We start from the raw sequence: 25,280 nt of genomic DNA on the forward strand, positions 1-25,280 counted from the left end.
AAACGTTAATTTCCGGATCCGGGAAATTCAGTTTCTCGCCTCGGTTGCAGCCTCTCCCTGCCGCCAGACCACCGCCAGAACGGCACGTTAAGCTTTCCATCTTAGGCTTTGACGGACACATGACCCAGACCAGCGACATACCGCAAAGGCGGACGCTCGCGCGGATCGGCCACTTTGTGGCCGCGCGCCGGAAGCTGGTTTTCGACTATGTTTCGGCGATCAGCGGCGCCGGCGGGCGGCTGGTGTTCTCGCTCGCCTATTTCGTGGCTTTGGCCAACACGCTGTCCATCGCCGAATTCGGCATGTTCGCCACGGCTTCGGCGGCAGGCGTCATGCTGTCGCGCGTGCTTGCCTTCGGCTTCATCTCGGCGCTCTACCGCACGGCGACGATCCGTCCCAACCTGATCGGCACCTTCACCGCCGGCTTCCTGTTCCTCGGCGTGATCTCGCTGCCGGTCCTCGCCGCCGCTTCCTACGGCGTCTACCTGATCTTCTTCGCCGGCACGGTGCCGCTGTCGGTCTTTGCGGCGGTCGTCTTCGCCGAATCGCTGCTGTGGCGGCCGGTCGAAGTGGTGCTGATCGTCAACAACGGCCTCGGCAAGTTCGGCCGCGCCGCGGTGCTCGCAATCCTGGCGACGGCCCTCAGGACGGTCGGCGCGGTGCTGTTCATGCTTGCCGCCCAGCGCACCATCGGCGTCTGGTCTTGGTTCTACATCGGCGCCAACGCCGCTTCGCTGATCATCGCGTTCGCCTTCTTCTACCCGCGCCAGCGGCTCAGGCTGCGTACCGAGCTCTATTTCCGACGGCTCGCCGATTCCGTCTATGTCGCGGGATCGGAGGTGCTGTTCTACCTGCAGATGGAGTTCGACAAGCTTTTGGTGCTGTCGATCGGCGGGCCGCATCTCGCCGGCATCTACGCCATCATCATGCGGCTGGTCGATCTCACGGCAATTCCGATCCGCACCTTCTCGATGATGCTGGTGCAGCGCATGATGCGTGCGCCCGAGCTCCTGTCCCGGCTGGCGGTCAAGAGCGGCATCGAAGGCGGCGTGTTCGCTGTCTCGACGCTGGCGCTCCTGTCGCTCGCCATCGTGCTGTACTTCTTTCCGAATGCGCTGGGCAGGAACGTCGCCGAGGCAGCGCCCCTGGTGGCGCTGGCCGTCTGCGTGCCGGGCCTGCGCAATCTCGTCGAATACCAGGCCGAGCTTCTGTTCGCGCGCGGCCAGACCGCTGTGCGGGCGATCAATCTCGGGCTGCTCGCCGGCCTGAAAGCGGTGCTGCTGACCTATGTACTGACGACGATCCCCGACACACCCGATCTGGTGCTGTCGCTCAACATCGTCTTCCTGCTGCTCTATCTTGCCTCGATGTTTCTCACCTATTCGGCGATGCGGCGGCCGGCGAAGGCGATCTGATCTAGCGATCGAACCCAATCAACCGGCGGATGCGGGCCACGTCGGTGCCGATGAAGGACTGCATGCCGATCGCCACCTGCTCGGACGCCATAGCATCGACAAAGCGGCGGAATTCCTCGTCCGACAGCGCCTCGCCATTCCAGTGGACGCGGCAGAATTCCTCGGCACCATGGAAATGGCCGGCGCCTTCCAGCACGTCGTCGACGTAACGGCCATAGATCATGCATTCGGAGAATTTGCGCGCCGAGCCGACAACGCTGACCCAGTCGCGCCCGTGCATCTTCTCGATCCGCTCGCACATCGCGTTGACGGTCTCTCGGCGCCAGGCAATCAGCGTCGAGATGTAGTCGTCGATCGAGGTCTTCGACGGGTCGATGCCGAGCGCCAAGCCGGCATTGCGCGACCAGATGCGATGCTCGTCATGACCGGCATTAGCCAGCACGCCGTCGCGCCGGAACAGCCGCGCCTTGCCGTCGCGCCAGAAGGCGCTCGCGTCGAACGGCTTGAGGAAGGCGACGTCGGAATCGCAAAAGACGAGCACGTCTTCCCCGGCATGCGCGGCAATGGCGATGCGGCGAAGCTGCTGCACGTGCCAGCCGCGCAGCGGCTGGGTCCTGAAGCTCAGCCAGACGCGGCGGCGAAACAGGCTGAGCGGATCGTCGACAACGCGCAGCCAGCTCGGCAAAAGATCCTGTTCGTCGACGACCGTGCGGCGGCGGCCCTCGAGCTGGCGAAACAGCGCCATGTCGCGGTGCTCGACGAGGATGTAGTGCCGCGCGACGCCGGTCACATGGCGGTCCATCGTCTCGCACAGCAGCCGGCAACGATCGAAATCCGGCGCGTAGCTCGCCGTCACGACCGCCGCCGAAGGCGTGCGCGGCAGCGGCTCGATCCTGGTGGCGGCATCGGGCACGAAACGGCTGTTCAACGGCGCGCCTCCGCCGGCCGCGGTCCGAGCGCCAATTTCTGCTTGAAGACGCGCCACAGGAAGAGCGGGTTGCCGACCACGTAGCGGCGCCACAGGCGCGCGGGTTCGATCCACAGGCGAAACAGCCATTCGAGCCGCAGGCGGCGCATCCAGTGCGGAGCCCGCGGTACCGTGCCGCTCAGGAAATCGAGCAGCGCGCCGACCGCGATCGGCAGCGTGCAATGACGGGCATCGATATGGCGCGCGATCCACAGCTCCTGGCGCGGCACGCCCATGGCGACCAGCAGCACGTCTGGCCGCAGCCTGGCGATGCGCTCGACGATCGCCGGCTCCTCGGCCAGGGAAAAATAGCCGTCATGGATGACGACGAATTTGTGCTGCACGGCGAGCGCGGAGAGCTTCACGGATGCCGCCTCGGCATTGACCCGCGTCGCGCCGAGCAACGCCACGGTCAGCGGCCGCGTCGATGCCTGCAGGAAAGCCGGGATGAAATCGGTGCCGTTGAGGTTGTCGGGGAAAGGCGCGCCGTAGAGCAGCTTTGCGGCGATGTCGACGCCGACACCGTCCGGCAGCACGAGAAAGTCGTCGAGCGCTTCGGCAAACACCGGATCGCCGTGGGCCAGATTGGCATTGTGAGCGTTGAGGAAGCTCACCTTGGTGAAGCGCCGCTCGGCGACCAGCCGCGAAAGCAGCGCTATCGCCTCGTCCCAGCGGATGGCAAGCACGGAGATGCCGAGGATCCGCTTCAGCGTGTCGAAGCCGAAGGCGGCGCGCGCGGCATGGATGTTCATGCGGCCACCTCTTGCCTGACGGCGCCGAGCTTCTCTAGCCCAAGCCCGAGCGCGGCATCGAACGCCCTCACCTGCCGACGATGGAAGGCGCTGCCGTCGACGTCGCGAACATGGGCCGCCGCCGCCTCGAGCGCCGAGGCGAAGGCGACAGGATCGTCGGTCACGACACAGTTCTGCGGCCGGTAGCCGATGCCGCGCAACGAGCGGCTGGTGGCGACGGAAGGCAGGCCGAGCTCGAAGGTCTCGATGGTCTTCAACTGCACGCCGCTGCCGGCGGTGCTGATCAGCGGAATGACGGCGCCGCCGCGCACGAAGGCCTGGGCATCCGCGACCCTGCCGACAAACTGGACGCCGGGATGTGCCGACGTCACGCCCGACGGCATGTTGCCGGCGATCCTGATGCGGAAATCCGGCCTGAGATGCGGGACCACCTTGGTCAAGAACCAGTCGAGGCCGATGCGGTTGGGCTGCCAGGTCCATGTGCCGATCAGCGCTGCGTCGCAGTCGATGAGGCGCAGGCCCTTCTTCGTCGGCGCTTCGGCGCGGGTCACCAGCGGCAGCACGGCCGAGCGGTCGTCGGAGGCAACGCCAAGTGCCGCGCGGTCCTCCTCGGCCAGCGTGAAGACGAAGCGCGCCGCCCGGCAGAGACGCTCTTCCATGACCTCGAGCAACCCGGCCTCGCGACGGAACAGCCAGCGTTGAAGGGCGCTGCCGGCAGCCGCGGCGTTCTCCTCGGCCGAGCGGTGCTCGACATTGTGCGCGACGAAGATCGAAGGCCGGTCGCCGAAGAGGCCTTCAAAGGCGCCGGCAAACTGCACCGAGTTGAGGACATAGCCGTCGAACGGGCCGGCGCGCGCGATCGCGGCGCGCACATCCGCATCCGAAACGACGCGCAGCTTGACCGAGGCGAAGGTGAGACCGGTCAGCATCGCCTTGGCCACCCAGGCCAGCTTCTGCCGCGGCGAGGCGCTTTCGGTGCGCACATCGATGGCGCCGAGGACAATGGTGTTCTCAGGATCGGCGGCAGGCTTTCCCGGCCAGCTGAAGCCGATCACCGTCACGCGCACGCCGGCGCGCCGCAGCGCGTCGATGATCGCGGCGTTGGCAATCTCGTAGCCCGAAGCGAGGGCGCCATCGGGCACGATCGATGTGGCGAACAGCAGATGCATTTCACCTATCCATTGGTGTAGCCGGTAGCAAAGTGCGGTGAAGCCTTGATTAAGTGGCACCGTCAAAGGCCAAAAGCCCCGGTTTTGCCGAACCTGCCCGCGAAGGTGATTAACGAAACGTTATGGTCGGGCTGCTATCGAGGACCGGACCCACACGGCTGGAAACGGATGGACGCTTTGGTATCGATCGCAGGGGTATCGATCGCAGGGCGGTCTCCGGGGCTTGCGGCCGAGACCGTCGAGGCGGCCGTCACGCTGCCGACCTTCAAGCGGCCCGGGCTGCTCCTGGAAACGCTGGCATCGCTCAAGGCCCAGAAAACCGCGCGGCGCTTCGCCGTCATCGTCATGGAAAACGAGGCCGAGGCGCGCGAGGGCGCCAAGGCGGCCCTCCCGCTGTTCGAGCACGGCGAGATGCCGGGCCTGGTGATCATCGCGCATGAACGCGGCAATTGCAGCGCCTACAATGCCGGCTGGCAGACGGCGATGCTTGAGTTTCCCAACTTCAAGCATCTGCTGGTGATCGACGACGACGAGATCGCCGAGCCCGACTGGCTGGAGCGCATGTGCAAGGCCGCCGAGACGCTTCGAGCCGACATCGTCGGCGGGCCGCAGGTGCCTGTCTTTGCCGATCCCTCGCATGCGAGATGGGCCGACCATCCCGTTTTCGCGCCGCCCTACCGTGAAACGAACCGCGTGCCGGCGCTCTATTCGTCCGGCAATCTGCTGGTCGGGCGCAACGTGCTTGCGGCCATGGGGCCGCCCTTCCTCGATCTGAGGTTCAACTTCATGGGCGGCGGCGATTCCGATTTCCTGAGCCGCGCCGCGCAGAAGGGTTTCGCGCTCGGCTGGTGCGCCGAGGCAAGGGTCAGGGAAACGGTTCCCGCACGCCGCGTCGAGGCCGACTGGATCCGCGCACGCAGCCTCCGCAACGGCGTCATCTCGACCCTGGTGGAAAAGAAGAAGCGCGCGGGCACGCCGTTTGCCGGCACCAAGGTTGTTCTGAAAAGCCTGGCGCTGCTTGCCGCCTCGCCGCTGCGCGGCGCCATAAGGCTGGCGCGCACGGGCTCGCTGGCGACAGGCCTCTATCCCGTCCATGTCGCGCTCGGCCGGGTGCTTGCCGAATTCGGATATGCCAATGAGCAGTACCGGCAGCCTGAGAAGAATTGAGCGCGCGCCGCTCAGCGCCGCTTTCACGCGCGAGGGCGTCGCGACCGCGATCGCTGCGCTGCTCTTTGCCACCATCATCGTCTCCTTCCGGCCCTTCCAGCCTGCCGGCGCGGAGCTCACCGGCGACGGCGGCGACATCGTCAACCAACTCGGCTTCGGCTCGCTCGGCGCGGTCTCGATCTTCTCGCTGCTCGCCTTCGCCGAGCCGCGCGTGGCGCGCTCGCTCATCAGCCCGTCCTGGGCGCTGATGCTGGGCTTTTTCTTCCTGTCGGTGATCCTGGCGACCGATCCGCCGTCGGCGATTCGTGCCGCCTCCTTCACGATGATCGGCATCATCACCATGGCGACGATCCTGGTGCTGCCGCGCGATGCCGACTCCTTCGCGAGGGTCATCATCTTTACCGCCGTCGTGGTGATGGGCCTCTCCTATGTCGGGCTCATCGTCTTTCCGCACGAGGCTCTCCACACCGCCGACTCACAGGAGCCGGAGCATGCCGGCCTGTGGCGCGGCGCCTTCACCCACAAGAACATCGCGGGGCCGGTGATGGCCTGCTTCAGCTTCGCCGGGCTCTATCTCTGGCGGCGCGGGCAACGCTGGTGGGGTATCGGCATCTTCTCGGCGGCGATGATCTTCGTGCTGCACGCCGGCTCGAAGACGACCGTCGGACTGGTGCCGTTCTCCATCCTGATAGTGGTGCTGCCCAGCCTCATCGGCATGCGGATCGGCACGCCGGTCCTGTTTCTGTCCGCGATCATCGCGACGGCGGTCGGTACGCTGGGCATCGTCTTCATCCCGCCGGTGAAGCAACTGGCGGCGACCTATTTCCCCGATCTCACCTATACCGGCCGCACGACGCTCTGGGAGTTCGCCGGCGAAATGCTGGCGAAGCGGCCCTGGACCGGATACGGCTATGAAAGCTTCTGGGGAACGCCGCTGCTGCTCAACCAGGACCAGCCTTTCGACCGGCCCTGGGACATCCGCACCATCGTGCACGGCCATGACGGCTATCTCGACATCGCGGTATTGATGGGCATCCCCGCCCTCTGCATCGCGGCCTATACTTTTCTCATCGCTCCCTTGCGCGACTATATGCGCATCCCGCAGCGCAAGGAGAATATCTATCTCGGCGACTTCTTCATGATGGTGGTGCTGTTCGCGGCGCTGAACGGATTTCTCGAAAGCTTCTTCTTCCGCCGCGCCGACCCCGTCTGGCTGCTCTTCGTGCTCAGCCTGCTTGGCCTGCGGCAAGTGTCGCTGCGACCTCTCCCGGTTCGCCGCCCCAACTGACCTGGCGGATCGATCTCCTGGAGACTGGACTTTTCCGTAGCCGCGCGAGCGGCTAAGAGAGCCGTCTTTACGGAGGTTTCGATGACCATCAGGCTCGTTCTGGCCGGTTGCGGCAATATGGGTTACGCCATGCTTTCCGGCTGGCTGAAATCCGGCAAACTCGAGCCGTCGGTGGTGTTCGTGGTCGAGCCCAATGCCGAGTTGCGCAAGCGCGCAGAAGCACTGGGCTGCGGCGCCGCGGCCGACGCATCCGCCATTCCGGCCGATGCCGTGCCCAATCTCGTGGTCATCGCCGTGAAGCCGCAGGTCATCCGCGATGTGACGGCAAGCTACAAGCGCTTCGGCGACGGCAGGACCACCTTCGTCAGCATCGCGGCGGGCACGCCGGTCGCCACCTTCGAGGAGATCCTCGGCGAGCTCGCCCCGATTGTCCGCTGCATGCCGAACACCCCGGCGGCGATCGGCAAGGGCATGATGGTGGTGTTTTCCAACCCGCTCGTCCTGGACGACGTCAGGCGTTTCGTCGCCGAGCTGCTGTCAGCGAGCGGTGTCGTGACGACGATCGACGACGAGAGCCTGATGGACGCGGTGACCGCCGTCTCCGGTTCCGGCCCGGCTTATATCTTCCATTTCATCGAAGCGCTGACGGTTGCCGCCGAGAAAGCCGGCCTGCCAGCCGAGACAGCCAAGCTGCTTGCCATGCAGACCGTCTATGGCGCCGCCTCGCTCGCCGCCGAAAGCGACGAGGAGCCGGGCGTGCTCCGCCAGCAGGTGACAAGCCCCAACGGCACGACCGCAGCAGCCCTTGCCGTGCTGATGGGCGAGGACCGGCTGACGAAGCTTTTGACCGACGCGGTGGAAGCGGCGCGTCTCAGGTCGATAGAGCTGGGGAAGTAGATATCTGTGCCGATCACGCGAGATCGGTGTGCGAAAAATCATTGCCCTTGTAGAGCAAAGACACTCCGCGACTTTTCGCCGATGCATATGACAGGCAGTCGGCAAGGTTGAGTTGAGCCCTATGACCGCGACCCTTGCCATAGTCTGCAAAGGCCTGGATCGCGAGTTTCGCATCGCCGCTTTCAATTGGAACGACTTCGATTTCGGCCTGGCGAAGAAAGGCCTCTATCGCTGTTTCCGCAATGCGCGGCTCCACCGCAAGCAGCGTAGAAAGCCGCATAGCTGCTTCGAGCACGACTAGCGGGGACGTTATTCTCCTCGCCGCCTGTCCTATCTTGCCGCTCCAGTCAGCGGCGTCTTCTTCGTCCGCCAAGATGGCGACCACCACAGAGGTGTCGACGAACATTAAGAATGGCCCCACATCTCGTCGATTTCGTCCTTGCTCAAGGCCCTACCACCGGCACCTGCCTTGGATTTGAGCTCTTGTGCTATGGCCGCCAAGCGCTCAGCGAGCGGGATTTGTTCGCGTTCCCGTTGCAATTCCGACTCGAGTGCTTCGATGACCGCTTCGGTCATTGAGATTTTGCGCTTTTCGGCGAGTTGACGGGCGAGTTCCCTCGCCCGGGGATCCCTGATTTGGAGATTCATCTGAACGACCCTCGCGCCTCTTGTCACTACAATATAGTAGGCTTGTCATGACAAAGCCAGTGCCGTTACGGGAACAGGAGGTCCTGAGCGGTCAGGCGCCGTACAACATCTCATCCTGCAAGCGACGCAAAGCAAATAGTCTCGTCGTCTTGTCAGGTTCAGCGTTGTCGCTTGTCAGCAGCTCGCCCTTCCTGACCGGCTTCAGCACCTTGCCGCCTTCGAGCAACCCGACCGGCACGGCGCGGCCGGCGCGCGCCTCGGCGACGGTCATGGTCCAGGAGCGATAGCAGGTCTCGCCGATGGCGTCGAAGGTCTCGCCGGCGGCAAGATCACGCTTGGCCACCGCGCAGACCTCGGCCACCGGCTTCGGCAGCGGCACCATGTCGGGCCTGCCGTACAGCATGATGCGGGCCGCGGTCAGCGGCACCTCCAGCGAGGTCAAATGGTATGGCCTGAAGAAGCTGTAGTAGGGGCCGTGGCCGATATGGAGGTCGTCCATTCGCTCGACGACGCGCGGATGCGTCGCCTCGACGATGACGAAGACGCCGGGCGCCACGCCCTTGCCGATCGTGTAGTCGACGACACCCTTCTTCGACAGGATGCCGCCATCCTCGCGCGGGATGAGCACCTTGGCCAGCTGGTCGCGATCGGCCTTGGGGCCATGCATGCCCGCGACATCGGGCACAAGGCCGGTGGCGTTGGCGATGGCGCACATCTCGACCATGGTCTTGGAACCGTCGACGAACTCGACCAGCATGCGCGGGTTCATGTTGCGACGCAGCGCTTCCTCGCGATAGTCGTCGGGAACGGCATCGTGGTTGAGCGGGTTGTTCTTGCCCTTGCCGGCCGAGACGATGGTGTAGCCGAGCGCCGAGGCGAACTCGATCAGCTCCATGCAGCTCGACGGCTCGTCGCCGGCGCCGACCGAATAGACGACGCCGAGCCGATCCGCCTGCTGCTTGAGATAGCAGCCGATGGTGACGTCGGCCTCGACATTCATCATCACCAGATGCTTGCCATGCTCCATGGCCATCAGGTCGAAATCGGCGGCGACGCCGGGTTTGCCCGTGGCATCGATGACGACGTCGATCAGCGGGTTGGTGACCAGCATCTCGTTCGAAGTGATGGCGATCCTGCCGCTTTCGATCGCCTGGCTGACCCTGGAGGCCGTCTCGGCTTCCGCAGCCATCGCATCGTCGCCATAAGCGATGCGGATCGCGTCGCGAGCCGTGTGCGGACGGCGTGTGGAGATGGCCGCGACCGAAATGCCCGGCATCAGCATGCCCTGGGTCACCAGGTCGGTGCCCATCTCGCCGGAGCCGATGACGCCGATGCGCACGGGGCGGCCCTCGGCGGCGCGCCGGGCGAGATCGCGGGCAAGCCCGGTCAGGGCGACATTTGTCATACAAGAACGTCCATGCTGTGCCTTAAAGCGCGTCGCGACGAAGCGGATTCAGGCGACGCGGTTCTTTTTTGGATGCATGTCGTTCCCCCAAAACCGCTGCGCACCTTCTTGAGCGACATGCATCAGCACGCAATACAGGGAACGCTTCCTGTTTGCCAACAAAACCGGCCAGGCGGATGGCAATTTCCAGCGCACGCCTTGCAGAACCGGAGCAGATTTTTCGCAGCAACCGGCAACCTGCACGTGTTCGCAGCGCGACCATGTCCGGGCGAGGACGGATGCCGCGGTTCACGCCGGGTTTCCGCCGAGGGCGGGCGCGACGCCTTGGGCGATTCCACTATGCGGACTTGCTGTTTATTAAGGAAAGCAGTGATCGCGGGCGATTTCCACTGAATCGCGCCCTCTGGCCGGGTATCGTTTCTGTGCCATTTTTGCTACATCCCGCAGGACTAATGGCTGGAATCCCCGCTTTTAGACGCCTCTAAATCATTAGGGGCTCACATCCTCGAAAAATCTGATAGATACTGTTCGCAAGCTCCGGTGGCAGGCTTGGGCAAATAAGCGCCGACAAGAACAAAAAAGGCGCGGGGATAGTCACGGGGTAGAAATGACCAGGACGGGTAAAGTGACCGTCGGCTGGCGCCTTGCGCTTGCCATGACGGTGTCGATGCTGGCTTGCGGAAGCGCCGGCGCACTCACACTCAAGGAAGCCGTAGCGGTCGCGGTGGAGTCCAATCCTGAGATTGGGCAGGCGATCGAAAACCGCGAAGCCATCGAATTCGAGCTGCGCCAGGCGAAAGGCCTCTATCTTCCCAGCGTCGATCTCGAAGCGTCGACCGGCGTGCGCCGTCTGGACAATGAATCCCGGCGCGCGCTCGATGAGGATCACGACGCTCTCTATCCGAACGAGGCGGACCTCACCGTCACGCAGACGCTTTATGACAGCGGCGCAAGACGGGCCGAATTGAACCGCCAGGCTTCGCGCGTCGACGGCGCTTCCTTCAGGGTGCTGGAACGGTCCGAATTCATCGGCCTCGCCGTCGTCCAGGACTATCTCGAATACATGCTGCAGGCGTCGATCGTCGCCGAAGCGAAAAAGAACCTCGCCTTCCACCAGTCCATACTCGGCGACATCAAGCAGGGCATCGCGGGCGGCGCGCTCAACGATGCCGACCGGCAGCAGGCCGAGGAGCGGCTTTATGCCGCCAAGGCGCGGATGCAGGAGGCGACGGAAGAGCTGGAGGCGGCCAAGATCCGCTTCTTCAAGAACGTCGGCAAGCCGCTAACCAGTCCGTCACGGCCGGCCGATGTGGCCGGCGCGCTGCCGCGCTCGCTCGACGACGCGATCGGGCTTGCCAGGCAGAACAATCCGCGCGTCCATATGGCCAACAGCGACATCGACGCGGCGGCTTCGCTGGTCGACGCCGCGCGGGCGAAATTCGGCCCAACGATCACCGCCGAGGGCGTCGCCCGGGGCGGATATGACATCGACGGCGACGACGGCGACACCAGCGACCTGCAGGCTCGGGTCGTGCTGCGCTGGAACCTCTATCGCGGCGGCATCGACAAGGCCAACGAGCAGGAGCAGATCCGCCGCAGCAGCGAGCAGCGCCTTGCGCTGCACCAGGTGCTGCGCGAGATCGAGGAAGCCGTCCGCACATCCTGGGACCGTCGCTTCCGCCAGGCCGAACTGGCGCAGACGCTGCGGCTGCAGGCAGCCACCAACGAAAAGCTGGTCGCGTCCTACCGCGAGCAGTTCAAGGTCGGGCAGCGCTCGCTGCTCGACGTGCTCGACGCGCAGAACACGCGCTTCAACACCGCGACGCTGGCCGACACCTCGTCCTATGCGTCGCTGTTTGCCGAATACCGGCTGCTGGCCGCGACCGGGGAGTTGCTGAAGACGCTGAACATCCAGCCGGCCAAACAAGCCGCGGCCTATGCGCGCACGGAATTCGGCGTGCCGGCAACGGCCGATACCGAAACCTATGCGCGCACGCCGTCGGAGCAGAAGAACGATCTGCCGTTCGACATCCTCGCGCCGGTCAGGAAAAAGCAGCCGATGTAAGCATCGATCTCTGGTCCTTCGGGGCGGATCGTGAATCAGCAGCCCAACATCGTATCGCCCAAGGAGGCTTTCAAAGCCTGCTTCTCGGCGATTGCGGCCTATCTCGGCCGGCCGAGCGCGGAGACCGTGCTGTTTGCCGGGGTACCGATTTCGGACACGCGCATCGAGCCGGATGACATCAGGCACCTGGCCGAACGCATCGGCCTGGAGGTCCAGGCGTTCAGCCATCGCGATTTCGTGCGTGGCCGCGTCGATCTTCCGGCCATCGTCTTCCGCGCCAGCCAGTTGCCGGTTGCGCTGCTCGCCGAGACCGAGACCGGGCAATATCTGACGGCGCCGCAGGAGAACGGCCGCACCACGATCGGCAAATCGGAGCTCGCCGAGAGCTATATCAGCGGCGGCGCCTCGTTCTCGATCACCTATGCCAACACCGCCGAGGAGATGACGGTCGGCACGGCGCCGAGGATCGAAAGACGGCACTGGCTGACAGGAACGATGGGGGCGTTCTGGCGCACCTATTCGAAGGTCGTGCTGTCGGCCGTCTTCATCAACCTCCTGGCGATCGCCTCGCCGATCTTCACCATGAACGTCTACGACCGCATCCTGCCGAACAAGGCGATGTCGACGCTCTGGGTGCTGGCGCTCGGGATCGGCGCGGCCATCCTGTTCGACCTGTTGCTGAAAACCGCCCGCGCCTCGCTCATCGACTATGCCGGGCGAAAGGCGGATCTCAGGATTTCCTATCTGCTGTTCGAGAAAGTGCTCAACTCGTCGCTTTCGGCGCGGCCGGGTTCGACCGGCGAATACGCGAACCGCATCACCCAGTACGAGTTCGTGCGCGAGTTCTTCACCTCGAACACCATCAGCGTCTTCATCGACACGGTTTTCGTCTTCGTCTTCCTGGCTGTCATCTACGCCATCGGCGGCTGGCTGGTGATCATACCTGCCCTGGCCTTCGCGATCGCCGTCATTGTCGGACTGATGACGCAGCGGCGCATCGGCAGGCGGGTCGCCGCGTCGATGAACGAATCCGCCCAGCGTCAGGCGCTGCTGGTCGAATCCATTTCCACGCTGGAGACGATCAAGTCGCTGCGCGCCGAGGCCTATCTGCTGCGCAAATGGGGCGAGCACTCGAAGAACGCCGCCAACACGTCCGAGAAGATCAAGGAGCTTTCGGCGGCCGCCGGCAACATCACCGGCGCCATCCAGCAATTGGTGACCGTCGCCCTGGTGGTTGCGGGCGCCTACGCCTTTTCGGAAGGCCAGGTGTCGACAGGCGCAATCATCGGCACCGTCATGCTGGCGGGCCGTGCGGTCGCGCCGCTCGGCCAGATCGCCATCACGCTCTCGCGCTTCCGGCAGGCCATGCTGTCGCTCAGGATCGTCAACACGATCATGTCGCAGCCGGAGGACCGGCCCGACACGGTCGGCTTCGTCAACCGGCCCATCCGCAGCGGCGCGATGCTCTTCAAGAATGTCGGCTTTGCCTATCCCGGCACTGAGAACGAGGTTTTGCACGGGCTCAACATCGCAGTCCGGCCCGGCGAGCGCGTCGGCATCATCGGCCGCATCGGCTCCGGCAAGACCACGATGGGCCGCCTGATCGGCCGGCTCTTCCTGCCGACTTCCGGAGAGCTGCTCATCGACGGCATCGACATCCGCCAATACCACCCTTCGGAAGTCCGCGCCGCGGTCGGCATCGTCGCGCAGGCCGGCGACCTGTTTTCGGGCACCGTCAAGGAAAACCTGCTGATGGCCGCTCCGGAAGCGACCGACGAGGAGATCATCGATGCCGCGAAGGCTGCCGGCGTCGACGACTTCGTCTCGCGGCATCCGCGCGGCTACGACATGAATGTCGGCGAACGGGGCACCAATCTGTCGGGGGGCCAAAGGCAGGCGGTGGCGATCGCGCGGCTGCTTTTGACCAAGCCGAAAATCGTCTTCCTGGACGAGCCGTCGGGTTCGATGGATCTCGCCTCGGAACGGCAGTTGATCAAGCAGCTTAGAGTGGCGTTCGACCGCAACACGACGCTGATCGTGTCGACCCATCGCTACAGCATGCTGGAGCTGGTCGACCGCCTCATCGTCATCGAGCAGGGCCGCGTGGTCGCGGACGGAGCAAAGGAACAAGTCATACAGGCATTGCAAAAGGCGAATGCCTGACCGGGGTACGTTGGGGAATGTTTGCAAGAGAAGACCGGCCGCCGCTTTTCGCATCGGCGTCCGTGTACATCATAGGGGCGCTGTTCGTGGCCTTCACCGCCTGGGCATCCTTTGCCGAGGTCGATGAGATCGCGCGCGGCGACGGCAAGGTCATTCCCGCTTCCAAGACCCAGATCATCCAGGCGAGCGAAGCCGGCGTCGTCCAGGAAATCGCGGTCAAGATCGGCCAAACGGTCAAGAAGAACGACCTGATCATCCGCCTCGACAACACGGGCAACACTTCGAGCCTGGGCGAGGAACAGGCCAAGGCGCGGGCGCTGCAGGCGCGCATCGCGAGGCTTAAATATGAGCAGAGCGGCACCCTCGAGGGCGCGTTCCCCTGTCCGCCAGACATCCAGAAGATCGCGCCGGAAATCTGCGACAACGAACAGAAGCTGCTCGTTGCCCGCCGCGACAACTTCCAAGTGAAGCTGTCGGTGCTGAAGTCGCGTCTCGATCAGCGCGAGAAGGAGTTGGACGAAGCGACCGCCAATTCCGACCGCCTGTCCAAGAGCCTCGCCGTCAGCGACCAGGAAACGGCTCTCGTCGAATCGATGGTCAAGAAAGGCTTGATGGCCAAGACCGAGCAGATCCGTGTCGAACGGGAGCAGACCGATCTCCGTGGACAGCTCAACCTTGCCGGAGAGACCATCAAGAAGAGCAAGGCGGCCATCACCGAGGCGCAGCTTCAAGTCGACGAGCTCGGCCTGCAATTGCAGCAGGAAGCGTTGAGCGACTTGACGCAGGCGCTGGCGGACCTCTCGGTGGTGGACGAAACCATCCGCGGCGCCACCGACAAGGTGGCGCGGACCGATATCCGCTCTCCCGTCGACGGCATCGTCAACACGCTCGACGTCAACACGCTCGGCGCCTTCGTGCAGCCGGGCGCGGTCGTGGCCGGTATCGTGCCGACCTCGGAGACGCTGCTGGTCGAGGCGCGAGTCTCGCCGCGCGATGTCGCCTTCATCCAGCCGGACCAGGATGCGCTGATCAAGGTCACGGCCTATGATTTTTCGATCTTCGGCGGTATCGAGGGAAAGGTCTCGAACATCACCGCCGACAGCCTGGTCGACCAGAAGACGGGCGAACCCTATTACCAGGTGCGCGTCGCGACCGAGAAATCCACGCTGCAAAGGAACGGCAAGACCTACTCGATCATCCCCGGCATGATCTGCTCGGTCGATATCAAGACCGGGCGCAAGACGATCCTCAACTATCTGTTGAAGCCCATCAACAAGGCGCGTCAGGAGGCAATGAGTGAGCGATAGCGCCGCACGCCCCGACATTCCGCGCGATCGGCTGCTGCCGTCGCTCGCGGCCGAGGATTTCGGCCCGGAGTTCCGCGTCGTGGCGCGAGGCGGCGTGCGCCGCGGCATCCGGCTGGAGCGCGCCTTCTGGGCATCGCTGAAGCAGATGGCCGAGAGCCGCAAATGCACGATCGGCATGCTGGTCGAGGAGATCGCCGAAAGCCATCCCGGCCAGGGCAATCTCACCTCGGCGATCCGGGTCGCGTGCATGCGGGGGCTGGCCGAGGAAAGCATGGAGCTGCGCAAGCTCGCCTCGATCCGCACGATCAACGCGATCCTGGTCGCCTGCCCCTCGCCCGCCTTCGCGCTGTCGTCGTCGAAGAAGATCCTGACCTTCAACACGTCCTTTCAGCAATTGGTCAGGCGCCAGCTGCCGAACGCGCCGGGCGACGACGGCAGGCAGGACCTCAAGCTGGCGCTGGACCTGAATGTCACCGACGTCTTCGCCCGGCTCGACGCCAATGGCGAGACGCCCGTCACCACCGGCTTCGTCATCGGCGCCGGCGAGCGACGCTACCGGGGCCAGCTGAGCGCCGTGCGCGCGCCGGTCACCGAGCCGGAACTCCTGATGGCGTTCGTCTTCAACGGCTAAAGCAATTCCAGGAAAAGTGCGCAGCGGTTTTCCGTCCGGAATGCGCAAAAACAAAGACTCAGACGGGCGATCTATCTCCTACCCGAACCAGATGTTGCGGCCGTCACCGCCGTGTCCGGCGAAGAGCCTTCGCCGGGCGCCACCGTCGCGAAACCGCCGGCGGTGTCCGCGATCTGGGAACCGGATTTCGAGCCGTGGATCCAGGCGCGATCGGTGCTGAAGGAATAGAGCGGGACATAATCGGGAAGGTCGCTGTCCATCGCCACATTGTTGCTGAGGCTGTCGAGGATGAAGGCGCCGCTGCCGGTGCTGACGGACAAGACAGCGTGGAAGAACTTCCGGCGGCGATCCTGCAGCACGACGAGCGACATGCTCTGCGCCGGGATGCCGGCGCGCAGCAGCGCCGCCATCTTCAATATGGCGAAGTCCTCGCAGTCGCCCGCGCGATGCTCGAGGATCTCCGAGGGCTTGGCCCAGTAGTCGAGCCTGCCATAGACGGCGCTGTCCTTGCGATAGGCGATCAGGCGGTTGATGCTGCTGTTGACGAAAGCCAGCTTGTCGCGAAAACCCTTGTCGGCCGCAATGCCGACGATCTCGCCAAAGGCGGCGTTCTCGCGGTCGCAGGGACTTCCGGCGGTGCAGCCGACGATCGCCTTGTAGACCGGCGCCCAGCGCGTCGCGACCGGGAAGTTGCGCATCGACAGCGCCACCGACCCGAACACGCCCGGGATGATCGCCCCAGTCTGGATCGGGTCAACCTGGATCGGGTCGATGCCAGCCCCTCCGCTCGATGGACCTGCCGCCTGGCGGACTTCGAAGGGCCCATAGGCGCCGGCGACACCGCCGATCCGGTGGGCGGCAACAGGTTGCCAGGGCTGCAATCTGGCCAGCGAAACACCGCCGAGATCGGCCGGCGCAGGTATCGTTCGAGAGGCGGAAATTTCGACGGAAACCGCGCTGGCGGATGACACATTCGGCAGACCGGCGAGGCCGATTGCCAGCAGCAGAACCTTGATCCCCGACGGTGCCAGGACAGCTTTTTGTATTTTCATCGCGCCCACCTTTGACTGTGGACGCTACCAATCTTGTCTCAAATTATCGGAAAGGAAGGTGGAAAATGTTTCGCGAATCAATCTATTCTGTTTTACGTCAAATTTTATTCAAATTTATACTTTGATTTGCCGAACCGACGTCACGCTTCCCGATCGGCCCCGGGGCGCTTCGGCGAATACATAACTGGGTATATCATGATGATTTACCAAGTGTAAAAAATGCAAATCAATGCATATTCAAGTATATGAAAAAGATTGAAGGTGTGTTGCAAAGTTCGCGGCCGGCATGTCTCTTTCCGGGAAATGCCGAAGGGGGCTTGAGCTATGACGACCAGTATCGAATTCGACACCGTTTCCAATTCCTGGGACGAAAACGCGACTGCCGGCGAACATCCGATTTCGGGTGTGCAAGTCGCCCAGGCCACCGGCGGCCAGGCGGCACCGGCAGGCGAGCCTGTGCCGGTCGATGTGGGAAGCGGCGCGCCGGCGCAGGGCGCGGCCAACGCACAGAACGCGCAAGGGGCAGACAAGCCGGCGGCCGACGCCAATGCTCCTGCATCCAACGCTGCTGCCGGAAACGCTCCGGCGGCGAACGCGGCGGCTTCGAATGTTCCACATGAATATCACGCCGATGCCGGCAATGTCGTGAAGCTTCCGGCCAATGTCTCGATCGACAACATCAAGGTCGACGGGCACAACCTGGTGCTGGTGCAGCCCGACGGTTCCGAGATCGTCATCAAGGACGGCGCGCTGAACGTTCCGACCTTCATCATCGGCGACGTCGAGGTGCCGCGCGTTGCCCTGATCGCCGCGCTCGAATCCAGCCATGTCGATGTCGCCTTCGGCGCCGACGGCTCGATCTCGGCCGGCGGAAACGGCTCGCCCAGCAGCGCCGGCGGAAACTTCTCGGTTCCCCCGGGCGGAATCGGCGACGGCTTCGGCCTGACGGCGCTTTTGCCGCCGACGGCATTGCAGTTCGGGCTCCTCGATCGGCGCGAGCTCTTTCCCTCCATCGCCCCCGACAAGGGCGTTTCCGTTGTGGCCGTGTCGCTGCTCAGCCCGGACGAGGCGGCCAGCGAGACCGGCTTGAACGGCGGGCCGCAGCAGTCGCCGGGCAGCGACGCGCCGAGCAACGCGGAAACGTCAAGCATAGGAACGATCACCATCGACGCGCCGGACGGCATCGGATCGATCGTCATCAACGGCGTCACCGTCACCGGCGCCGGCCAGCAGATCCCGGGCCAGTTCGGCTACCTGACCATCGTCTCCCTCGACCCGAACACGGGCGCTATCGAATACAATTATACGGTGACCGAGTCGGTCACCCATCCCGAACATACGAACGGATACGATCCGAACGATACGGTTCCGGATCATTTCAGCATCACCGTCACGGATACCGACGGTGACACCGCCAGCACCACATTTGCCGTCGCTATCATCGACGACGTGCCGACGGCGATCGCCGACACCGACAGCCTGGCCGCCGGCCAGGTCGGTCCGGCAACGGGCAATGTGCTGGTCGGCGGCACCGATGCGGGCGATACCAACACGACGGACGGCGTCGCCGATACCCAAGGCGCCGATGGCGCGACGGTGGTTGGCGTCGCCAAGGGCACCACCAATGCCGATCTGGATGACGCGAGCACGCTCGATGTGCAGGTTCAGGGCGCCTACGGCAAGCTGACGCTGCATTCCGACGGCAGCTACACCTATGTGCGCGACGCCAACACGCCCGGCGGCGTCAACGACGTCTTCACCTATACGATCAAGGACGGCGACGGCGACACCTCGCACGCCACGCTGACGATCTCGATCGGCAACTCGACGCCCGAGATCAGCGACCTGACGCCGGAGGCCAACGGCGGCGACGTCATCGTCAACGAGGACGACCTCTTGGCAAGCCGCGGACCCGGCGAGTCGGACGGCTCCGACGCGTCGAAGGAAAGCACCACCCAGGGCGGCACCTTCACCATCCACTCGCCCGACGGCGTCGCCTCGCTGAACATCGGTGGACACGACTTCATCACCGATGGCGTGTTCACCGCCGGTTCCTTCACGACCGCTCTCGGCAACACGCTGACAGTGACGGCCTACAATGCCGCCACCGGTGAGGTCACCTACACCTACACGCTCGTCGACAATGAAGCGCACGACCCGATTCAGGGCACCAACAGCCTGTTCGAGAGTTTCGACGTCACGTTGACCGACCTGGACGGCCAGAGCGCCAACAGCACGCTCTCCGTCAATATCGTCGACGACGTGCCGACGGCTTCGACCGAGGCCCCGCAGAATGTCGCCGAGGGCGCGACGATCACCGGCACGCTGGACTTCGTCGCCGGCGCCGACGGCGCCACGGTGACGCATATCAACGGCACGCCGCTGGTCTTCGGCCAGGACGGCTACTCGCAGTCGATCGACATCGGCGACGGCTCGATCAAGGTCAAGGCCGACGGCAGCTACTCGTTTACCGCCGACAATCCGGTGATCGGCACCGGCGCTGCTTCGGCGACCTATACGGTGACCGACAGCGACGGCGACACGTCAACGGCCGGCATGAGCTTCGTCGTGACGGACGCCAACCATCCGACCACCGGTACGGCGGCGGCAGCCGTCGACGACGACGGCCTTGCCGGCGGCAACCCTGCGAGCACGACGGGCGACATTAACGCCAACATCGGCGACGCGGACGGTCCGGCCAGCAGCGAGGCGAGCTTCTCGGGCACGCTCGGCGGCAGCGTCGGCGGCGACGGCGCCGGCGCCAACGGCTTCTCGTTCGCCGGATTGAACGGTACGACCGGCACGGTCGGCGTGGAAAACGTGTCCTACAGTTGGGATGCCGGCACCAACACGCTGACGGCGACCACCACCAGCGGAGACCGCATCGGCACCGCCCTGTTCACCGTCCATGTGACAGATCCGGCAACCGGCACCTACACCGTGACGCTGCTCGATAACGTGCTGCATGCCGGTGGGCCGAACGACGAGAATGCGATCGATCCGACAACCAGCCTGACCTACACCATCACTGATGCCGACAATTCATCCACGACCGGCACGCTGACCGTCACCTTCGACGACGACGCGCCGACCGCTTCGACCGAAGCGCCGCAGAACGTCGCCGAAGGCGGGACGATCACCGGCACGCTGGACTTCGTTGCCGGCGCCGACGGCGCCACGGTGACGCATATCAACGGCACGCTGCTGGTCTTCGGCCAGGACGGCTACTCGCAGTCGATCGACATCGGGGACGGCTCGATCAAGGTCAAGGCCGACGGCAGCTACTCGTTTACAGCCGACAGCTCGGTTGCCGGCACGGGTGCCGCATCGGCAACCTACACGGTGACGGACGGCGACGGCGACACGGCGACGGCCGGCATCAGTTTCGTGGTGACGGACGCCAATACCCCGACGAGCGGCTCGGCCACGGCCACGGTCGACGACGACGGGCTTGCCGGCGGCAATCCCGCGAGCACGACGGGCGACATCAACGCCAATGTCGGCGACGCGGATGGTCCGGCCAGCAGCGAGTCAAGCTTCTCGGGCACGCTTGGCGGCAGCGTCGGCGGCGACGGCGCGGGCGCCAACGGCTTCTCCTTCGCCACCCTTAACGGCACCTCCGGCACGGTTGGCCAGGAGAATGTGACCTATAGCTGGGATGCCGGGACCAACACACTGACCGCGACCACCACCAGCGGAGACCGCATCGGCACCGCCCTGTTCACCGTCCATGTGACGGATCCGGCAACCGGCGCCTACACCGTGACGCTGCTCGACAACGTGCTGCAGGCGCAAGGTCCGAACGACGAGAACAATGCGACGGTCAATCTGGGTTATGTCATTACCGACGCCGACGGCTCGACGGCACCGGGCACACTGACCATCACCTTCAACGACGATGCGCCGACGGCTTCGGTCGGCACTGTCAACGACGCTGCCATCACGCTGGTGACACAGGACGCCCAGACCATCGGGCCGGCCTCCGACACGGCGAGCGCCAGCTTCGCGGCCGCCTTCCTGGCGGCGGTGACGCCGAGCTATGGCGCCGACGGCGCCGGCTCGACGGTGATCAGCAACTACACGCTCAACGTCACCAACTCGGTCTCGGGCCTGACCAGCCAGGGTGAGGCGATCACTTTGGTCAAGGTCGGCAACGACATCATCGGCCAGACCGCCTCGCATGGCGACATCTTCAAGATCTCGGTCGATGCCGCCGGCACGGTGACGCTGACGCAGTATCAGCAGATCGATCATCTGCCGGAGAGCCTCGACACCACCAACAACAACGCCCACATCGACCTTGGCAATGGCCTGGTGACGCTGTCGGCGACGGCGACGGTGACCGACGGCGACCATGACCAGGCGACCTCGACGGTCAGCACCGACCTCGGCGGCAACATCGGCTTCGACGACGACATCCCGTCGCTGACGGTCGGCACGGTCGCGGATGCGGCCATCACGCTGGTGACACAGGACGCCCAGACCATCGGGCCGGCCTCCGACACGGCGAGCGCCAGCTTCGCGGCCGCCTTCCTAGCGGCGGTGACGCCGAGCTATGGCGCCGACGGCGCCGGCTCGACGGTGATCAGCAACTACACGCTCAACGTCACCAACTCAGCCTCGGGCCTGACCAGCCAGGGTGAGGCGATCACTTTGGTCAAGGTCGGCAACGACATCATCGGCCAGACCGCCTCGCATGGCGACATCTTCAAGATCTCGGTCGATGCCGCCGGCACGGTGACGCTGACGCAGTATCAGCAGATCGATCATCTGCCGGAGAGCCTCGACACCACCAACAACAACGCCCACATCGACCTTGGCAATGGCCTGGTGACGCTGTCGGCGACGGCGACGGTGACCGACGGCGACCATGACCAGGCGACCTCGACGGTCAGCACCGACCTCGGCGGCAACATCGGCTTCGACGACGACATCCCGTCGCTGACGGTCGGCACGGTCGCGGATGCGGCCATCACGCTGGTGACACAGGACGCCCAGACCATCGGGCCGGCCTCCGACACGGCGAGCGCCAGCTTCGCGGCCGCCTTCCTGGCGGCGGTGACGCCGAGCTATGGCGCCGACGGCGCCGGCTCGACGGTGATCAGCAACTACACGCTCAACGTCACCAACTCGGTCTCGGGCCTGACCAGCCAGGGTGAGGCGATCACTTTGGTCAAGGTCGGCAACGACATCATCGGCCAGACCGCCTCGCATGGCGACATCTTCAAGATCTCGGTCGATGCCGCCGGCACGGTGACGCTGACGCAGTATCAGCAGATCGATCATCTGCCGGAGAGCCTCGACACCACCAACAACAACGCCCACATCGACCTTGGCAATGGCCTGGTGACGCTGTCGGCGACGGCGACGGTGACCGACGGCGACCATGACCAGGCGACCTCGACGGTCAGCACCGACCTCGGCGGCAACATCGGCTTCGACGACGACATCCCGTCGCTGACGGTCGGCACGGTCGCGGATGCGGCCATCACGCTGGTGACACAGGACGCCCAGACCATCGGGCCGGCCTCCGACACGGCGAGCGCCAGCTTCGCGGCCGCCTTCCTGGCGGCGGTGACGCCGAGCTATGGCGCCGACGGCGCCGGCTCGACGGTGATCAGCAACTACACGCTCAACGTCACCAACTCAGCCTCGGGCCTGACCAGCCAGGGTGAGGCGATCACTTTGGTCAAGGTCGGCAACGACATCATCGGCCAGACCGCCTCGCATGGCGACATCTTCAAGATCTCGGTCGATGCCGCCGGCACGGTGACGCTGACGCAGTATCAGCAGATCGATCATCTGCCGGAGAGCCTCGACACCACCAACAACAACGCCCACATCGACCTTGGCAATGGCCTGGTGACGCTGTCGGCGACGGCGACGGTGACCGACGGCGACCATGACCAGGCGACCTCGACGGTCAGCACCGACCTCGGCGGCAACATCGGCTTCGACGACGACATCCCGTCGCTGACGGTCGGCACGGTCGCGGATGCGGCCATCACGCTGGTGACACAGGACGCCCAGACCATCGGGCCGGCCTCCGACACGGCGAGCGCCAGCTTCGCGGCCGCCTTCCTGGCGGCGGTGACGCCGAGCTATGGCGCCGACGGCGCCGGCTCGACGGTGATCAGCAACTACACGCTCAACGTCACCAACTCAGCCTCGGGCCTGACCAGCCAGGGTGAGGCGATCACTTTGGTCAAGGTCGGCAACGACATCATCGGCCAGACCGCCTCGCATGGCGACATCTTCAAGATCTCGGTCGATGCCGCCGGCACGGTGACGCTGACGCAGTATCAGCAGATCGATCATCTGCCGGAGAGCCTCGACACCACCAACAACAACGCCCACATCGACCTTGGCAATGGCCTGGTGACGCTGTCGGCGACGGCGACGGTGACCGACGGCGACCATGACCAGGCGACCTCGACGGTCAGCACCGATCTCGGCGGCAACATCGGCTTCGACGACGACATCCCGTCGGTAACGGTGACCGCGGCTCCGGCGACCAAAGTCGCGCTTGATGAGACGGCGACCTCGAGCAGCGTCGCCACGATCGACACCGGCGCGATCGTGAAGGGCGACGATCCCGACGTATCGGGTTCGGGCTACATCTCGACGGCGACGAGCGTTGGAGCTCTGGTGACGGGCAACGCGGCGTTCGGAGCGGATGGCCCGGCAGCCTCTGGCAACACCACCTATGCGCTGACGGTGACGAACACCAATTCGGGCCTGACGCTGACCGACGGCTCGGCGATCGTCCTGCAGCAATTGGCCAATGGCACGGTTGTCGGTGTCGTGTCGGGCGGCGCCTTCGACGGCCAGGCGGCTTTTGCGATGACGATCAATGCCGCGACGGGCGCGGTCATGGTCGAGCAGTATCTGTCGCTGGACCATCCGGCCGAAGCGACGGCCGCCAACAGCTTCAACAGCTATGACGAGACCCTGACACTGGCCAGTGGTAGCCTCGGCGTGACGGTCACCGTCACGGACGGCGACCACGACATGGCGACGAGCAACACCGCCGACGTGTCGAACCAGATCACCTTCGACGACGACGGGCCGACCTTCACGCATATCCAGAACGCGATCGTCGCCAATCAGGACAACAACGTCGTGACCGGCACGCATGACCTTGCCTTCGGTGCCGATGGCGAGACGTCGATTGAGATCACACCGCTCACCAACATCACCGGCGTGACATACCTGCCTGTCGTCCACAACGTCGACGGCTCGTCGGACCTGATCGCGCAGGTGAACGGATCGAATTTCTTCGATCTGAAGGTTAACCCGGACGGCACCTATACGTTTACCCTGATCGAGTCACGCCCTGTTGCCGACCAGACGTTCAATTTCGCCGGCGTAGCCGGTTCCCAGGGCACGTCGCAGTTCACCCTTGGAGATGCGACGTTCAACGCAATTGATACCAACAACAATGGCAGCATCGGCAGTACGGAAATACTGAAACCTACCAGCAACGGTTTCGGCGTCGGAAATGGAAATCTGGACACGGGAGAGCAGTTCAAAGTCACCTTCGCAACGGGGATCGACAAGCTGAGCTTCTTCGTGGAACACGAAGCCGCCGGCGCTTTCACCATGACCTACACCACCGACACAGGCCTGACGGGCACTGTCACCGCCACTGTGGACGGCTGGCTCACTATCGATCCGACAGGTGATTTCAACTCCATCACGTTCACCGTTACGGACGGCAAGGCCAAGTTCGACAATTTCGCTTACTCGAAGCTCATCCTGCCATCGGATCAGACGTTCAACTTCTCCGTTTCCGGTGTGGACGGAGACGGCGATCATTCCGCGTCGCAGACCTTGTCCGTCACCACCTTGGGCGAACACCCGGCGGGTACCCCGATCAATGGAACGGCGGGCGATGACGCCATAGCGGGCACGTCCGGCAACGACACCATTTACGGGCTTGCCGGCCATGACACTCTCTATGGCGGTGCCGGTGACGACGTCCTAATCGGCGGTCTCGGCCATGACACCATGACCGGCGGCACAGGCGCCGACACCTTCAAGCTCGATCAGCTCGAACTGAACATAAAGGACCTCATCACCGACTACCACGGCGCCGGTCCTGGCGGCGAAGGCGACAAGATCGACCTGAGTTCGCTGTTCGACACCGCGGTGGGCGGCAATATCGTCGACTATGTGCACTATGACGCCGGGACGAAGACGCTGAGCGTGGACACCAACGGCACCACCGGCGGCGCCAACTTCGTGGATGTCGCCGTGCTGCAGAACGGACCTGCCGCCGGCACGATCAACATCCTTTACGACGATACCAACCACGTACAGCACACGGCCACGATTTAGCACTTATGCGTGGC

The 25,280-nt window shown here is 64.4% G+C and carries 17 protein-coding genes; 9 read left to right on the plus strand and 8 right to left on the minus strand.

Features of this window, described 5'->3' with window-relative positions; translation table 11 throughout:
• The first annotated feature begins 119 nt into the window (after positions 1–119).
• A complete protein-coding gene (locus tag EJ067_RS11545; protein ID WP_126085810.1) occupies positions 120–1,415 on the plus strand; it encodes a lipopolysaccharide biosynthesis protein in 1,296 nt (431 codons plus the stop codon).
• Between the two features lies 1 nt (position 1,416).
• Here EJ067_RS11545 and EJ067_RS11550 read toward each other — a convergent pair whose 3' ends face one another.
• Genes EJ067_RS11550 through EJ067_RS11560 form a run of 3 tightly spaced genes read right to left on the minus strand, consistent with a single transcriptional unit; the run spans position 1,417 to position 4,303 of the window.
• Positions 1,417–2,343 (minus strand): DUF6492 family protein, encoded by a 927-nt coding sequence (locus EJ067_RS11550; protein WP_126085811.1) that lies wholly within the window; start codon positions 2,341–2,343, stop codon positions 1,417–1,419.
• Positions 2,340–3,134 carry a WecB/TagA/CpsF family glycosyltransferase gene (locus EJ067_RS11555; RefSeq protein WP_126085812.1) on the minus strand — a complete coding sequence of 265 codons (795 nt, stop codon included), beginning with the start codon at positions 3,132–3,134 and terminating at the stop codon, positions 2,340–2,342. Before EJ067_RS11555 ends, EJ067_RS11550 begins: the two co-directional genes overlap by 4 nt.
• Entirely contained in the window at positions 3,131–4,303 is a 1,173-nt protein-coding gene (locus tag EJ067_RS11560) for a glycosyltransferase family 4 protein (protein WP_126085813.1), read from the minus strand. Before EJ067_RS11560 ends, EJ067_RS11555 begins: the two co-directional genes overlap by 4 nt.
• 168 nt (positions 4,304–4,471) lie before the next feature.
• Between EJ067_RS11560 and EJ067_RS11565 the strand changes: the two genes are divergently transcribed.
• The 3 genes from EJ067_RS11565 (at position 4,472) to proC (ending at position 7,655) form a co-directional block, all read left to right on the plus strand.
• Entirely contained in the window at positions 4,472–5,470 is a 999-nt protein-coding gene (locus EJ067_RS11565; protein ID WP_126085814.1) for a glycosyltransferase, read from the plus strand.
• On the plus strand, positions 5,439–6,758 hold the full coding sequence (locus EJ067_RS11570) for an O-antigen ligase (protein WP_126085815.1): 1,320 nt from the start codon (positions 5,439–5,441) through the stop codon (positions 6,756–6,758). The genes EJ067_RS11565 and EJ067_RS11570 overlap by 32 nt, the downstream gene beginning before the upstream one ends.
• 81 nt (positions 6,759–6,839) lie before the next feature.
• Positions 6,840–7,655 carry a pyrroline-5-carboxylate reductase gene (gene proC / locus EJ067_RS11575; RefSeq protein WP_126085816.1) on the plus strand — a complete coding sequence of 272 codons (816 nt, stop codon included), beginning with the start codon at positions 6,840–6,842 and terminating at the stop codon, positions 7,653–7,655.
• 13 nt (positions 7,656–7,668) lie between these two features.
• Here proC and EJ067_RS11580 read toward each other — a convergent pair whose 3' ends face one another.
• The 4 genes from EJ067_RS11580 to EJ067_RS11595 all read right to left on the minus strand — a co-directional run bounded on the left by EJ067_RS11580 (position 7,669) and on the right by EJ067_RS11595 (position 10,000).
• Positions 7,669–8,061, minus strand: coding sequence for a type II toxin-antitoxin system VapC family toxin (locus EJ067_RS11580; RefSeq protein ID WP_126085817.1), 393 nt, complete (start codon positions 8,059–8,061; stop codon positions 7,669–7,671).
• Positions 8,061–8,303, minus strand: a complete 243-nt coding sequence (locus tag EJ067_RS11585) for a type II toxin-antitoxin system VapB family antitoxin (protein ID WP_126085818.1) — start codon at positions 8,301–8,303, stop codon at positions 8,061–8,063. The genes EJ067_RS11580 and EJ067_RS11585 overlap by 1 nt, the downstream gene beginning before the upstream one ends.
• A gap of 91 nt (positions 8,304–8,394) precedes the next feature.
• On the minus strand, positions 8,395–9,708 hold the full coding sequence (locus EJ067_RS11590; RefSeq protein WP_126085819.1) for an NAD(P)H-dependent oxidoreductase: 1,314 nt from the start codon (positions 9,706–9,708) through the stop codon (positions 8,395–8,397).
• Positions 9,709–9,730: 22 nt separating this feature from the next.
• Entirely contained in the window at positions 9,731–10,000 is a 270-nt protein-coding gene (locus tag EJ067_RS11595) for a hypothetical protein (RefSeq protein WP_126085820.1), read from the minus strand.
• A 315-nt stretch (positions 10,001–10,315) separates the two neighbouring features.
• Between EJ067_RS11595 and EJ067_RS11600 the strand changes: the two genes are divergently transcribed.
• From EJ067_RS11600 to EJ067_RS11615, 4 genes are read left to right on the plus strand one after another with little or no spacing between them, the layout of a single operon-like run.
• A complete protein-coding gene (locus EJ067_RS11600) occupies positions 10,316–11,773 on the plus strand; it encodes a TolC family protein (RefSeq protein ID WP_126085821.1) in 1,458 nt (485 codons plus the stop codon).
• A 30-nt stretch (positions 11,774–11,803) separates the two neighbouring features.
• Entirely contained in the window at positions 11,804–13,936 is a 2,133-nt protein-coding gene (locus EJ067_RS11605; RefSeq protein ID WP_126085822.1) for a type I secretion system permease/ATPase, read from the plus strand.
• A gap of 17 nt (positions 13,937–13,953) precedes the next feature.
• Positions 13,954–15,243, plus strand: coding sequence for an HlyD family type I secretion periplasmic adaptor subunit (locus tag EJ067_RS11610; RefSeq protein WP_126085823.1), 1,290 nt, complete (start codon positions 13,954–13,956; stop codon positions 15,241–15,243).
• Positions 15,233–15,874, plus strand: a complete 642-nt coding sequence (locus EJ067_RS11615; protein ID WP_126085824.1) for a ribbon-helix-helix domain-containing protein — start codon at positions 15,233–15,235, stop codon at positions 15,872–15,874. Before EJ067_RS11610 ends, EJ067_RS11615 begins: the two co-directional genes overlap by 11 nt.
• Before the next feature lie 71 nt (positions 15,875–15,945).
• On the opposite strand, the gene EJ067_RS11620 is transcribed toward EJ067_RS11615, so the two are convergent.
• Complete coding sequence (locus EJ067_RS11620) at positions 15,946–16,926, minus strand: transglutaminase-like cysteine peptidase (RefSeq protein ID WP_126085825.1); 981 nt, start codon at positions 16,924–16,926, stop codon at positions 15,946–15,948.
• Between the two features lie 324 nt (positions 16,927–17,250).
• On the opposite strand from EJ067_RS11620, the gene EJ067_RS11625 reads away from it, so the two are divergent.
• Positions 17,251–25,266: a DUF5801 repeats-in-toxin domain-containing protein gene (locus tag EJ067_RS11625; protein ID WP_126085826.1), complete on the plus strand. Its 8,016-nt coding sequence runs from the start codon at positions 17,251–17,253 to the stop codon at positions 25,264–25,266.
• The last annotated feature ends 14 nt before the right edge of the window (positions 25,267–25,280 follow it).

It is taken from the genome of Mesorhizobium sp. M1D.F.Ca.ET.043.01.1.1 (assembly GCF_003952385.1).
GTDB lineage: Bacteria > Pseudomonadota > Alphaproteobacteria > Rhizobiales > Rhizobiaceae > Mesorhizobium.

What these genes read in the sequence shown, in the direction of transcription:
- EJ067_RS11590 (WP_126085819.1), bottom strand. Translation starts at nt 9,708, where the DNA reads ATGACAAATGTCGCCCTGACCGGGCTTGCCCGCGATCTCGCCCGGCGC.
- EJ067_RS11585 (WP_126085818.1), bottom strand. Translation starts at nt 8,303, where the DNA reads ATGAATCTCCAAATCAGGGATCCCCGGGCGAGGGAACTCGCCCGTCAA.
- EJ067_RS11555 (WP_126085812.1), bottom strand. Translation starts at nt 3,134, where the DNA reads ATGAACATCCATGCCGCGCGCGCCGCCTTCGGCTTCGACACGCTGAAG.
- EJ067_RS11570 (WP_126085815.1), top strand. Translation starts at nt 5,439, where the DNA reads ATGAGCAGTACCGGCAGCCTGAGAAGAATTGAGCGCGCGCCGCTCAGC.
- EJ067_RS11545 (WP_126085810.1), top strand. Translation starts at nt 120, where the DNA reads ATGACCCAGACCAGCGACATACCGCAAAGGCGGACGCTCGCGCGGATC.
- proC (WP_126085816.1), top strand. Translation starts at nt 6,840, where the DNA reads ATGACCATCAGGCTCGTTCTGGCCGGTTGCGGCAATATGGGTTACGCC.
- EJ067_RS11610 (WP_126085823.1), top strand. Translation starts at nt 13,954, where the DNA reads ATGTTTGCAAGAGAAGACCGGCCGCCGCTTTTCGCATCGGCGTCCGTG.
- EJ067_RS11565 (WP_126085814.1), top strand. Translation starts at nt 4,472, where the DNA reads ATGGACGCTTTGGTATCGATCGCAGGGGTATCGATCGCAGGGCGGTCT.
- EJ067_RS11600 (WP_126085821.1), top strand. Translation starts at nt 10,316, where the DNA reads ATGACCAGGACGGGTAAAGTGACCGTCGGCTGGCGCCTTGCGCTTGCC.
- EJ067_RS11625 (WP_126085826.1), top strand. Translation starts at nt 17,251, where the DNA reads ATGACGACCAGTATCGAATTCGACACCGTTTCCAATTCCTGGGACGAA.
- EJ067_RS11580 (WP_126085817.1), bottom strand. Translation starts at nt 8,061, where the DNA reads ATGTTCGTCGACACCTCTGTGGTGGTCGCCATCTTGGCGGACGAAGAA.
- EJ067_RS11620 (WP_126085825.1), bottom strand. Translation starts at nt 16,926, where the DNA reads ATGAAAATACAAAAAGCTGTCCTGGCACCGTCGGGGATCAAGGTTCTG.
- EJ067_RS11560 (WP_126085813.1), bottom strand. Translation starts at nt 4,303, where the DNA reads ATGCATCTGCTGTTCGCCACATCGATCGTGCCCGATGGCGCCCTCGCT.